The sequence below is a fragment of the Streptomyces sp. Tu 3180 genome, from assembly GCF_009852415.1.
GTDB lineage: Bacteria > Actinomycetota > Actinomycetes > Streptomycetales > Streptomycetaceae > Streptomyces.
On the sequence record NZ_WOXS01000002.1, the window covers coordinates 2,900,085 to 2,912,877 of the forward strand.

At 72.4% G+C, this 12,793-nt stretch carries 7 protein-coding genes; 2 read left to right on the forward strand and 5 right to left on the reverse strand.

Annotated elements, in window-relative coordinates; all coding sequences use genetic code 11:
• Positions 1-79: 79 nt before the first annotated feature.
• Complete coding sequence (locus GL259_RS14045; RefSeq protein WP_159532673.1) at positions 80-1,495, forward strand: polysaccharide pyruvyl transferase family protein; 1,416 nt, start codon at positions 80-82, stop codon at positions 1,493-1,495.
• 232 nt (positions 1,496-1,727) lie between these two features.
• Entirely contained in the window at positions 1,728-3,770 is a 2,043-nt protein-coding gene (locus tag GL259_RS14050; RefSeq protein WP_166461642.1) for a hypothetical protein, read from the forward strand.
• Here the strand turns inward: GL259_RS14050 and GL259_RS14055 are convergent.
• The 5 genes from GL259_RS14055 to GL259_RS14075 all read right to left on the reverse strand — a co-directional run bounded on the left by GL259_RS14055 (position 3,739) and on the right by GL259_RS14075 (position 12,674).
• On the reverse strand, positions 3,739-4,965 hold the full coding sequence (locus tag GL259_RS14055; RefSeq protein ID WP_159532677.1) for a glycosyltransferase family 2 protein: 1,227 nt from the start codon (positions 4,963-4,965) through the stop codon (positions 3,739-3,741). The two genes, GL259_RS14050 and GL259_RS14055, sit on opposite strands and share 32 nt — an antisense overlap.
• Positions 4,966-5,169: 204 nt before the next feature.
• On the reverse strand, positions 5,170-7,245 hold the full coding sequence (locus GL259_RS14060) for a hypothetical protein (RefSeq protein WP_159538631.1): 2,076 nt from the start codon (positions 7,243-7,245) through the stop codon (positions 5,170-5,172).
• A 182-nt stretch (positions 7,246-7,427) separates the two neighbouring features.
• Entirely contained in the window at positions 7,428-8,924 is a 1,497-nt protein-coding gene (locus GL259_RS14065) for a bifunctional cytidylyltransferase/SDR family oxidoreductase (RefSeq protein ID WP_159532679.1), read from the reverse strand.
• Positions 8,925-9,415: 491 nt separating this feature from the next.
• Positions 9,416-10,966, reverse strand: coding sequence for an alkaline phosphatase D family protein (locus tag GL259_RS14070; protein ID WP_159532681.1), 1,551 nt, complete (start codon positions 10,964-10,966; stop codon positions 9,416-9,418).
• A gap of 190 nt (positions 10,967-11,156) precedes the next feature.
• Positions 11,157-12,674, reverse strand: a complete 1,518-nt coding sequence (locus tag GL259_RS14075; RefSeq protein ID WP_159532683.1) for an FG-GAP-like repeat-containing protein — start codon at positions 12,672-12,674, stop codon at positions 11,157-11,159.
• Between the last annotated feature and the right edge of the window lie 119 nt (positions 12,675-12,793).

The following is a 12,793-nucleotide window of genomic DNA, read 5'->3' on the forward strand; positions in this document are numbered from 1 at the left end:
CTCACGCCTTGCACACGGCGAAAAGGTTGCGTTGGTTGCCTATAGAAATTAAAGGTTCCGCAAACGTATTTTGAACGCTGTGTCACACAACGTTCGCCGCACGAAGCGCATCCTCCTGAGATCAGGGAAAAGCCCCTACGACGTCGTGCCCGTGGAGGAGGCCCTGCACCGCGACGTCATCGCCACCAACTCCGGCAACCTGATCTTCAGCGACGCCGCGCACAAGATCCTGGAGACGCCGCACACCGAGGTGGTCTCCAACGGCATCAAGACGGACGTGAACGCGGCGGGCCGGATCAACGAGGAGTACGACGCCTTCGTCGTCCCCCTGGCCAACGCCTTCCGGCCCTCCTTCGAGCCCCAGCTGAAGCGGCTGACGCGGCTGATCGGCAGGCTGAGGATCCCGGTGGTCGTCCTGGGCGTCGGCGCGCAGACCGGGCTGAACTACGACCCCGCGCGCCTGAAGCCGATGGAGCGGTCGGTGCGCGACTTCGTCTCCGCGGTCCTGGACCGCAGCGCCTCGATCGGTGTGCGCGGCGAGTTCACCGAGAAGTACCTGAAGGACCTCGGCTTCCGGGACGTCGAGGTCATCGGGTGCCCGTCGCTGTTCATGTACGGCGAGGAGCTCCCGGTGCGCAAGCGGGTGCCGGAGCTGACGGCCGACTCCCGGATCGCGATCAACGGCTCGCACGACGCCGTGCGGAAGCTGGGCCTGGACCGGATCATCAGGCGGACGCACGCGCGCTACCCGAACCTGCGGTTCATAGGCCAGAACCTCAGCGACGCGCAGCAGCTGCACTGGCGGGACCTGTCCCACCCGAACGGGAAGGTCAAGGAGATGCCGACGCATCCCGACCACCCGATGTACCGGGAGGACAAGGCCCGCGTCTACATCGACCCGGTGACCTGGATCGACGACCTGCGGGACTTCGACTTCTCCTTCGGCTCCCGCATCCACGGCAACATCGCCGCGCTGCTGGCCGGCACGCCCGCGACCGTGCTGTGCTCGGACTCGCGCACGCTGGAACTGTGCCGCTACTTCGAGATCCCGTACCGGACGCTCGACGAGCTGCCCGAGGACGTCGACCCGGCGCGGCTGTACGAGGAGGCCGACTTCGGCGCCCTGACCGGCAACCACCACCAGAGGTACCAGCGGTTCACCGCGTTCCTGGACAAGAACGGCCTGGAGAACACCTTCACCCACGGTGACGGCGGCGCGGCCCACGAGAAGCGGCTGAACTCGCTGGACTTCCCCGAGGGCGTCCGCCCCTGGATCGACACCGACCCCGCCTCGCTCATCGCGCGCTTCGGCTGGCTGCACACCCGGGTCAGCGAACTGACCGCGGACAACGCCAGGCTGAAGCGCGAACTGGCACGCGCCAAGGCCGGCGCGCGCGGGACCGTCGCCGCCCCGGTGACCACCTCGGTGTACCGCCGCGCCCGCCGCGTGGTGGGCGCCCCCCTGCGCCGGGCCCTGCGGGGAGGACCCCACTAGGGCCCGCCGGGCGGGGCCCGCGGCGCCATAGCACCCGCGGTCACTCCACACGTCCAGGACACGCGCGTGTCGTCCGGAGGTCGGCGCGCGTTAACCCGGGCGCCCGTCCCACGACGAACCTGGAGTGACCGCAGTGCCCGCACCCCTGTCCCGCCGACGGCTCACGGCGGGGATCCGCCGACGCCGCCCCTCGCCCCCTCCGGCCGGCCGCACCACCCCGGCCAGGGCGCTCGTGACGGCCGTTCTGGCCGCCGCCCTCGTGGCGCAGGCCGCCGCTGCGCTGCGTCCGCACGTGCCGCTGCTGCTCGCCGCGACCGCCGTGTCCCTGGCGGTCGAGGCGGCGCTGCACCGGTGGCAGCCCGGCATGCTGTCGCTGTTCGCCAAGGCGCACGCGGACGTCACCGTCCGCCACGTGCTGCGGGACCTGCTGCTGGTGGTGGCCCTGCTGCGGCTCGGGGAGCAGGACCGGGAGACGCAGTACGCGCCGCTCGTCGCCGGTCTGCTCGCCTTCTACGCCCTGCACTGCGCGGTCCAGGCGGTGTCCGTGCTGGTGCGCCGCACCCGCACGCTGCCCGTGCTGACCCGGAACATCGACGCCTCCGCGCTGCGCCTGTCCCCCGCCCCGGCCGCGCTGCTGCGCCGCCCCGGCCAACGGCTGCTGGTGTTCGGCCTGCCCGCGACGGCCGGGCTGGCGGCGACGGCGGCGGCCGGCGACCCCCGGTGCGCGGCGGCCGGCGTCGGACTGTCGCTGCTGCTGGCGCTGGCGGGACTGGGCGCGCTGCTGCTGCGGCTGCTGCCCGGCCGGCGTCCGGCGGGCGAGCAGGAGGTGCTCGACTGGTTCGACGCGTGGCTGGCCGACTACCGGCCGACGGTCGGCCTGTACTTCTCCGGCGGGCCTTCCTCCGCCTACCAGGCCAACATGTGGCTGGAACCGCTGGCCGGGCTCGAGGGCCGGCCGGTCGTCGTCCTGCGCGAGAGGTTCATGGTGCCGAAGATCGCGGCGACCGACATCCCGGTCGTGTGCCTGCCGAAGGTGTCCACGCTGATGCGGCTCGAGCGGTCCACGCTCCAGGTCCTCATCCACCCGTCGAACTCCGGCAGGACCTCCCAGGTGCTGCGCATCCCCACGATCAAGCACGCCTTCGTCAACCACGGCGAGAGCGACAAGCTGTCGTCCTGCAATCCGTACGCGAAGGCGTACGACGAGGTGTGGGTGGCCGGCCCGGCGGCGCGTGAGCGGTACGCGCTGGCCGAGGTCGGGGTCGAGGACAAGGACGTGGTGGAGATCGGCCGCCCGCAGCTGGACGCCGTGCGGCCGTGCGCGGGCCCGCCGGCCGGTGCCCGCGGCGGGCACCGCACCACCGTGCTGTACGCGCCGACCTGGGAGGGCTGGGACGGCAACCCGGGCAACACGTCGGTGGTCGCGGCCGGCGAGAACCTCGTGCGGGCGCTGCTCGCCGACCCCGGGGTGCGGCTGCTGTACAAGCCGCACCCGCTGACCGGCTCGGTGGACCCGCGGGCGGGCGCCGCCGACCGGCGCATCCGGGAGCTGATCCGGGCGGCCGGCCGTGAGCGGTCCGGGCCGCGCCCCGCGCCGTCGGCGGAACTCGCCCGGCTCACCGCGGAGCTGGACCGGCTCACCGCGGCCGCGTTCCGGCCGGGCGCCGACCAGGTCGAGCGGATGCTCGTGCAGTCCGCCCCGGAGCCGGGCCGGGCCGAGGCGGTGGCGCGGACGACGGCGGCCTGGGAGGAGGCGTACTGGGCGTCGCTGCCGGAGGGGGAGCACCAGGTCGTCGAGGGCGTCCGTCCCGCGCTGTACGCCTGCTTCAACGTGGCCGACCTGCTGATCAGCGACGTGTCGAGCGTGGTCAGCGACTTCCTGGCGAGCGGGAAGCCGTACGCGGTGGTGAACACCGGCGGCCTGCCCGAGGAGGAGTTCCGCGCGGCGTTCCCGACGGTCGCGGCGGCGACCGTGCTGACGCCGGACGCGGCCGGGGTGCCGGCCCTGCTGGAGTCGGTGCGGCATCCGGAGAAGGACGCACTGGCCGGGGCGCGGGCGGAGCTGAAGCTGCGGTTGCTGGGCCCGGCCGAGCCGCCGTCCCAGGAGCGCTTCGGCGCGGCCGTGCGCGCCCTGTGCGCGGCGGCGCTGGAACACAGGGCGCGTGCGGCGCGGCGGCTCACCGCGGAGCTGCCCGGTCAGCGCAGCAAGGCTCCGGCCGGGGCCGGCCCGGAGTCCGCCCCGCTCATGCCGCCGCGGCCGTCCCGCCCGGTGTGACCTCGTCGGAGGGGGCCAGCATCCGCCGGGCCCTGCGGACCGCGCGGCGCAGCAGGGAGCCGGCGCCGCCCTCGCGGTAGCCGGGGTAGGCGCGGGCCTCGCGGGGAGAGGCGAGGTAGACGGAGTCGGGGATGCCCGCCGCGCGGTCGCGGAAGTGCGGGTAGGCGAGGTAGACGCGCCGGCCCCGCTTCTCCAGCAGGGCCGGCGCCTGCTTCTTCGCCCGCAGGAACTCCAGGACGTCCACGAGGAGTTCGAGTCGCCGTTCGGCCACCAGGTGCAGCCGCAGCCGCTCCTCGACCTTCAGCCGCCCGGCCACGCCCTCGGTCCAGTGGACGTCCATCAGCGGCTGCGCCAGCTCCAGCTTGTGCCGCCGCACCCGGTCGGAGTCCTTGAGGAACCGGGGGCCGAACTGCGGCAGCAGCGTGACGGTGAAGGGCCGCACCATGAGCTGGTCGCGCCGGGGGCCCTCGGGGACGAGGTCGGCGATCAGGTTCATCAGGGCGCGGGCGGAGTCGAACCGCATGGTGTAGTCGCCGCTCTTGGTCACGTGCTTGCCGTCGTCGCGGCCCACCAGGTAGTAGCAGGTGTGGTCGGCGATCACGGAGACGCCGTCCGCCCGCAGGTACGCCTCCATGGTGAACAGCGCGTCCTCGCCGGTGAACAGGGACTCGTCGAACCGCATGCCGTGCCGGTCCAGTAAGGCGCGGCGGAACAGCTTCTGCGCGCTGAGCGTGAACTTGATGTTGGAGGAGAAGACGTCGGTGCGCTCCAGCGTCCTGCCCCACATGGACTTCGGCGCACCGCGGTTGACGCCCTCGACCCGGCCCAGGACGACATCGGTGCCGGCGCGGTCGGCCATGGCGACCATCCGCTCGAGGGCCTCGGGGCCCAGCCGGTCGTCGGCGTCCAGGAAGAAGACGTAGCGCCCGGTGGCCTTGTCCAGGCCCACGTTGCGCGGGCCGCTGGGGCCGCCCGAGTTCTCCTGCCGGATCACGGTGACCGGCATGGGCGCGCGGTCCGCGAACTCCTCCAGGTACTCCCCCGTGCCGTCGGTCGAGCCGTCGTCGACCGCGATGACCTCGACGCGCTCCGGGCCGATGGTCTGCGCCTCCACGGAGGCGAGGCACTCGACCAGGTACGGCATCGCCTCGTACGCCCCGATGACCACGGTGACATCAGGCTGCGTCACGGTCACGTCTCCCCCTCGTCATGAAACATTTCCCCCGTATCGCCTCATTCGCTACCTGCTAGACGGGTGTTCGAGAGGGATGGTTGCCTCACCCCGTCGCTTTGGTGGTCCACGTCACAGGGCGCCGCCGCGCACCGCCGGGGACGCGGAAGGGCCCGGCCCCCGGGGATCAACTCCTCGGGGGCCGGGCCCTGTCGGGACGCGGGGCGGTCAGCCCGCGGTGACGCCGTCCGCGTCGCCGGTCGTCGACGTGCGCTGGCCGGGCAGCGCGTCCGCCAGTTCCACGTCCGGACCGCCGACCGTGATCCGGGACTCCTGGCCGAGGTTGCGCGTCTCGGCCTTCAGCGCGAGCTGCGCGACCGCGGTGTTGAACTGGTCGATCGACTTCGGCTCGTCGGGGCCCAGCAGGTAGCGCTTGAGCTCCCGCCGGTCCTCGGCCAGCGGGTCGGCGGCCGGGTCGCGGACCGCGTCGAGCAGCGCGTCCAGCTCGGCCGCGCCGTTGGACAGGACCACCGCGGCGCGCACCGCCGTGTTCTGCCGCTTGAACTCCTCCACGCCCAGCTCGGCGGAGTCCGTGACCGCGTACGGCTTGCCGCTGGCGATGAAGTCGGACACCACGCTGGAGATGTCGGAGACCATCGCGTCGGAGACGTTGAAGCAGTCGTACAGCCGCGGCTGGGAGCCCGTGATGACGCGGTGCTCCCAGTCGGGGAAGGAGCGCCAGTAGGCGGTGTTCCACTCGGTGCGCAGCCGGGCGATCTCCTCGTGCCGGGCCACGTCGATCAGCCCGTCGCGGGTGGCCTCGGCCTCGTCGCCCTTCTCGGTGCCGCCGGCCAGCTCGGCCAGCCGGGCCTCGATGCGGGCCAGCTCGGCCCGGGCCTGCGCCTGGGCGGCGGTGTCGGCGGTGAAGCGCGGGTCGGCGGCGCGCGCGGCGGCGGCCTTCTCGACCAGCGCGGTGATCCGCTGGTGGGCGGCCTTGGCCAGCGGGCTGCGGGTGCCGGTGAAGGGGTGCGGCTTGTACAGGACGCGGACCGCGGGGTCGGCCTCGACCAGCTTCCTCACGATGTTCTCGCCGGCCAGCAGGATCGAGGTGTTGCCGGGGTTGTCGTCCCAGCCCTCCCAGGTGGGGGCGTACAGGACCGTGGGCATGCGGTCGCCGGGCACGCCCTGCCAGGTCCGGATCGGGGCCAGCTGCGGGCGGCCCACCTCGACGATGTCGTCGTCGCGGACGCCGACGTCGGCGATGGCGTAGCGGTCGCGGCCCGCGCGGCCGGCGGTCCACACCTCGTCGTAGACCTTGCTGAACGGGTTGACGCTGGCGAGCTTGTCGCTGTCGCCGTGGCCGATGAAGACGTGCTTCATGGTGGGCACGCGCAGCAGGTGGATGTTCTTGCCGACGTTCGCCGCGTACAGCGCGACCCGCACCGTGGACAGGTCCATGTTCATCAGGTGCACCCCTCCGGGCACGCAGACGACCGGGACCGTGGTGGGGGCCAGGTTGTTGAGGATGGCCCGCTCGCGCAGGATGATCAGCGGCCGGGTGTCCAGCTGCTCCATCGTCTCCAGCCACATGTTGACCTGGTAGGCGGAGTCCTTGGAGCCGGAGAAGTACAGCACGGTCTCCGGGCGGTACTCGCGCAGCCAGTCGTCGACGGCCTCCAGCACCTTCTCGGCGTTCGGCGGGATCTTCCGGCCGCGGACGTAGCGCACCAGGGTGAGGACGTAGAGGGTACCCAGGACCAGGGTGACGCCGATGCCGGCGTAGCCGACGGCGGCCGACTCCAGGGCGGCGCCGGCCAGCACGCCGACGACCGCCGCGAGGTCGAGGTGGAGCATCTTCTCCGCGGCGCGGTGCAGCAGCACGCGCGGCGGGGCGTCCGGGATGCGGATGCGGGAGGCCAGGTCGACGTTGCGGGTGGCGACCGGCATGCGGCGGCGGTTGCGGATCAGGGTGGTCAGCGCGCCGTGCGGGGCCTGGAGGCCGTAGAAGGCGATGAAGCAGCCGATCGCCCCGTAGTAGATCAGGTTGTCCGCGAGGGAGAGGCGGGCCAGCAGCAGGACCAGCAGCAGCTGACGGATCAGGAAGCGGATCGACAGACCCGCCCGCACCTTGCTGAGGCGGTTGATCAGATAGCTGCCCTTGCGGTGCAGATAGTGGTCCGCCAGGTACGTCACGGCGGCCGCGGCCGCGAAGGCGGGAATGCTCGGGACGAGCGCGGCCAGCATGAGGCAGGGGAAGCCCAGCATCATGAGGACCGCCGCGGCCAGTTCGGCCGCGCTGCCCACCCGGGCGACGCGAATAGCGGTGGATATCACGGAAGAACCTGCTCTGGGAGGGGGAGTGCCGGTCTGTGCCTGTGGTTATTTCAGGAGGTACGGATTCAGGCCCCCGCGAAGACCCGTTCACGAACTTCGTTAACGGGCGACCGCAGAGGCCTGAATTACCGGAGTCTATTTACCCTTGATTATTACACGCCGTCCTGACGGTCCAGCACCGAGGCCAGCGCCCCCTCGAAGCCGGAGGCCCGCGCCGCGCCCGCGGTCGGGTCCTGCTGGCGCACGTCGATGACGTGGCCGGTGAGCTCCGACAGCAGCACGTCCAGCGAGGTCCGGGCCACCGCCTCGGAGGAGAGCAGGCTGCCCGCGGGCTCCTGGCCGAAGGCCTTGGTGCGCATCGGCGTGGCGGTGCGCTCCGGGTTGATGCAGTTGACGCGGACGCCGTCGCCGGCCCACTCGTCGGACAGGGCCTGGGTGAGGTTCACCATCGCGGCCTTGGTCGAGGAGTACAGGCTGTACTCGGCGCGCCCGCGGGTGTAGCTGCTGGAGGTGTACAGCAGCAGCTGCCCGCTGGTCTCGGCCAGGTACTTGTAGGCGGAGCGGGCGATCTGCACGGGGGCCAGGTAGTTGACCTTCAGCGCCTCCTCGATGGTGGCGTTGTCGGTCTCGGCGAGCTTGCCTATGCGCAGGACGCCCGCGGTGTTGACGACGTAGTCGATGCGGCCGGTCTCGGCGTACGCCTTGGACAGCGCGTCGTCGACCTCCTCCGGGTTCTCCACGTGGGTGCCGGTGGTGGAGCGGCCCAGCGCGTAGACGGTGGCGCCGTAGGACTCGGCGAGCTCGGCGATGTCCTTGCCGATGCCGTACGAACCGCCGAAGACGACCAGGGTCTTGCCGGTCAGCAGCTCGCGGTAGGCCTCCTCGCCGTTCTGCTCGGGCGCGGCGGTGGAGGCGAGCTGGAAGAGCTTGTCGGCGATGAAGACGTCGACGGGCTGGGTGACCTTCATGTTGTACTCGTCACCCGCGACGACGTGGATCGGCACGTCCGGCAGGTATTTGAGCACGACCGAGCAGTCGTCCGTGGCCTGGAAGTTCGGGTCGCCGGCGGCGACCTCGTAGGCGCGGCGGATGGTGGACAGCTTGAAGGCCTGCGGCGTCTGGCCGCGGCGCAGCCGGGAGCGGTCCGGGATCTCGGTGATGAACTCGCCGTCCTCGCCGTGGGTGCGCGTGACGATGATGGTGTCCGCGGACGGGATGGCCACGTCGACGGCCTGGTAGCGCTCCAGCGCGGTCACGCAGTCGTCGATGACGCGCTGCGACAGCAGCGGGCGGACGGCGTCGTGGAAGAGGACGTTGAGGTCCTCGCCCTCGGCCAGGCCCTCGCCGAGCGCGGCGATGGCCCGCTCGGTGGTCTCGTTCCGGGTCGAGCCGCCCTCGATGACCTTGGTGACCTTCGTGAGCCCGGCCTTGGCGACGATCTTCTCGACGTCGGGCACGTAGCCCTGCGCCATCAGCACGATGATCTCGTCGATCGAGTCGGCCTTCTCGAAGGTGGTCAGGGTGTGCTCGATGACTGCCTTGCCGGCGATCTTCAGCAGCTGCTTGGGGATCGACAGACCCACCCGCTGACCGGTACCGCCGGCCAGGATCACTGCGGTGGTACGGGGCTTGGCTATGTGCTGGGACACAGGTGACCTACCTTGGGGCGTCAGGGAACTTCGAAATGGTCCCACTTGTGGTTACCGCAGTGCAAGGTGAGCGACCTCGGCAGCAAATGTGCGCGCAACCTGTCATTCACCTATGACTCCTGGTGCTTGGCGGTGGTTCCCGGAACACCCCGCGCATCGCTGTGAGTAACTCCACAGGAGCGGAAAGATCACTCTGCGTCACGCCGGTGCGGCACGGCGCCGACGCGGACGTCGCGGCGGCCTCCGGTGCGGCACGGTCCTTCACGGCGGCGGCACGCGACCGCACGCATTCTCCACGACGGGAGGGCGGGCCCTGTCGGGCGGGCCCGGAACACCGCTCCCCGAGCGGCTCTTCGCCGGGGGATCCCCTGTGAAGATTCCGCAGCGTTCCGGTCTCGGCGAGGGCACTGCGCCCGGACGCGCCGAGGACGTCACGGCAGGAGCCCGGGACCGTGGTGGGTCGGTCCCGGGCTCCTGCCGTCGGGGAGTGGTCAGACGAGGTGGACGCCGGGCCGGCCGTCCTCGACCCGCAGCGCGGCCAGCGTGCGCGCCGTGGCCCGCGGCCGGACCACGGTGTCGACGACCCGCACGCGCGCGTCCACGCGGTCGCGGTGGATGTCGAACAGGTGGTAGCCGCGATGGGCGTCGAGCAGCTTCCAGTGCGGGTTGTCCGCGCGCCGCGGGTCCCACTGCGCGCGGAAGGCGGCCTGGTCCTGGTCGCCGTTGCTGGAGATGGACGTGCCGACGAACTCGGCGCCCACGACCGCGGACCTCGGGTCGGCGAAGTCCGCCTTGAGGTCGCTGATCATCGTCAGGTGGCGGTCGCCGGTGAGCACGACGGGGTTGCGCACCCGCCGGAACTCCTGGAGCAGTGCGTTGCGTTCGGCCTGGTAGCCGTCCCAGGCGTCGTAGAACCAGAGCTTGCCGGGGCCCGCCTGGAGGTCCGTCTCGGCCATCATGATCTGGGAGGCGATCAGGTTCCAGCGGGCCGGCGAGTGGCGCAGCCCGTCGACCAGCCACCGCTTCTGCTCGGCGCCGAGCATCGTCAGCGACGGGTCCTGGGCGCCTTCCTGGCTGGTGGCCTGGTCGCTGCGGTACTGCCGGGTGTCCAGCACGTTGAGCCGGGCGAGCCGGCCGAACTCCAGCCGGCGGTACATGCGGATGTGCGGGCCCGTGGGGACGGCGGTCGCGCGCACCGGCATGTGCTCGTAGTACGCCTGGTAGGCCGCCGTCAGCCGGGCGACGAACGCGTCGTGCGCCTGCTTGGCGGGGTCCTGCGGGATCTCGCCGGCGAAGTCGTTGTCGACCTCGTGGTCGTCGAAGGTGACCACGAAGGGGGCGTTCGCGTGCATCGCCGCGAGGTCGGGGTCGGAACGGTACTGCGCGTACCGGTTGCGGTACTGGGTCAGGCTGTACGGCTCCCCCGTGCCCTCGTGACGCCGTACGCCGGTCGCCGACGGGGTGGACTCGTAGATGTAGTCGCCGACGAACACCACGACGTCCGGGTCCTGGTCCAGCATGTCGGCGTACGGGGTGAAGTAGCCGTGCTGCCAGTTCTGGCAGGAGGCGAGCGCGACCCGCAGCCGGCCGCCGGAGCTGTGCGGGGCGGGCGCGGTGCGGGTGCGGCCGGTGCGCGAGAGCTGCCCGCCGGCACGGAAGCGGAACCAGTACGTGGTGTCCGGCCGCAGCCCGCGCGCGTCCACGTGGACGCTGTGCCCGTAGGCGGGGCGGGCCAGGGCGGTGCCGCGGCGGACGACCTTCTTGAAGCGGGCGTCGGTGGCGAGCTGCCACTCCACGGGCACGGGGTGGCCGGGCATGCCGCCGCCGTTCAGCGGGTCCGGGGCGAGCCGGGTCCACAGCACGACCCCGTCCGGCAGCGGGTCGCCGGAGGCCACGCCGAGGCTGAACACCCCGTCGGGCAGCGGCTTCCCGGCCGCCCGGGCGGTGGCCGGCAGCCACAGCTGGCTGGAGGCCGCGGCACCGAGCACGGCGGCTCCGGCGGTCAGGACGCGGCGGCGGTCGGGCGACACTGCTCCGGTCATCGGGCGAACTCCCCTGCCTCATATGCCTCGTGGACACTGGGAAGCTCGCCTTCGGGACGGTCCGCCCGCTGAACACCGGGGTTCGCGTGCATGACAAGAAGGGGGACAACGGAAAACCCGCCGCGGCACGGGAACGTCCCGTTGCCGCGACGGGTCCGTCAGATGAGCGGCGGGCGACGGCTCTTCGCGGTCAGCGGGCGAACGCGGTGCCCAGCCCCGCGTCCTGCGCGACGGTGCCGAGGGTGCCCGCGCCGAAGACGGTCGTGCCGCCGGGGCTCACCACGGTCGTCGCGGAGGAGCGCAGGCACCACACCGACCCGGCGCCCGCGTTCTCCCCCGGCGCGCCGACGGCGAGGTCGGCGCGCCCGTCGCCGTTCGCGTCACCGAGGTACGCGGCCCGGCCGAAGCGGTCGTCCTTCTCGGCGGTGCCCGGCACGTCCGCGGTGTCCTGCGTGACCGCCCGGGCGCCGGCCCCGGTGAGCCCGTCCGCGGTGCCGCGCAGCACGACGACCGAGCCCGCGCCGCTCACGCGGCCGAGGTCCTCGCCGGGCAGCCCGGTGACGACGTCCGGGTGGCCGTCGCCGTCGACGTCGCCGATCCGTACGCCGGTGCCGAAGGCGTCACCGTCCTCGGCGGTGCCGGGCACGCCGGGGCTGTCCTGGTTGAGGTGAACGGCCCGCGCCCCGTCGGGGCCCTGCGGTGCGCCGGGGATCCAGGTGACCCGGCCGCCCTTGACGCGCGGGTTGTCGAGGTCGCTGTCGTACCCGTCCACGGCGCGCCCGACCACGATGTCGTCGTACCCGTCGGCGTTCACGTCCCCGACGTCGAGGTTCTCCCCGCCCTGCAGCCGGGTCCCGTCGGCCTCGTCCACGAGGCGGTACGGGGTCAGCCCGTCCCGGGTGCCCTGCCAGTAGACGATCCGGCGGGCGTCGTACTCGTCGCCGTCGTTCTCGGTGGCGGCGACGTCCGTGACGCCGTCGCCGTTCACGTCGCCGGCGGCGAGGTCGAGGACGCGGCTGTCGAAGTCGTCCCTGACCGTCTGCTCGCCGCCCGCGCCGGCACCGTCCCGGCCGAAGGGTCCGCGCAGAACCCGCAGGTCGTGCAGGTTCTCGACCGTCACGACGTCCGGGTCGCCGTCGCCGTCGACGTCGCCTGCGGTCAGGTGGCCATGGGCTCCGAGACCTTCGTGGGCGTTCCCTCCGGACGCGAGCGCGGCACCGCCGGACAGCCCCCGGGGGCCGCCCCACACCACCTCCACCAGCCCCGAGTCGGCGCCGCCGTCGGCGGTGTCCTCGCGCGCCACGCCGACGACCAGGTCCGCGTACCCGTCCCGGTCGAGGTCGGCGGTGGCCAGGGCGCTGCCGAACTCGTCGTCCGTCTCGGCGCTGCCCGGCACCCCGGCGGTGTTCTGGCTGAACACCTGCCGGGTCGCCGTGCGCAGACCGTTCTCCGATCCGTACAGCACGGCGACGTACCCGGCTCCCCTCTTGCCGCCGACGGTGGCGGTGGGCGCCGCCACCGCGAGGTCGGCGTAGCCGTCGCCGTTGAAGTCGTCGTGGGGCCGCGCGGTACCGGCGGCCGGCGCCTGGGCGGGAGCGGCGGACGCGCCGGGCGCCGCGAGGGCGCCCGCGACGAGCACGACACCGGCCGCGAGGGCGATCCGCACCGGACGGGAGGGGGCGGTGCGGCGTGGGAAACGGGCTGCCATGAGGGGTCCTGTCGTAGAACGGGCCGACTTCCGATCACTACGACTCACCGGAACACCGGTTGGTTGTCCGGGCGTTCACCACGACCTCACCCGGAGTCAGCACACGACGCGGGCCCCGG

What these genes read in the sequence shown, in the direction of transcription:
- GL259_RS14070 (WP_159532681.1), bottom strand. Translation starts at nt 10,966, where the DNA reads ATGACCGGAGCAGTGTCGCCCGACCGCCGCCGCGTCCTGACCGCCGGA.
- GL259_RS14075 (WP_159532683.1), bottom strand. Translation starts at nt 12,674, where the DNA reads ATGGCAGCCCGTTTCCCACGCCGCACCGCCCCCTCCCGTCCGGTGCGG.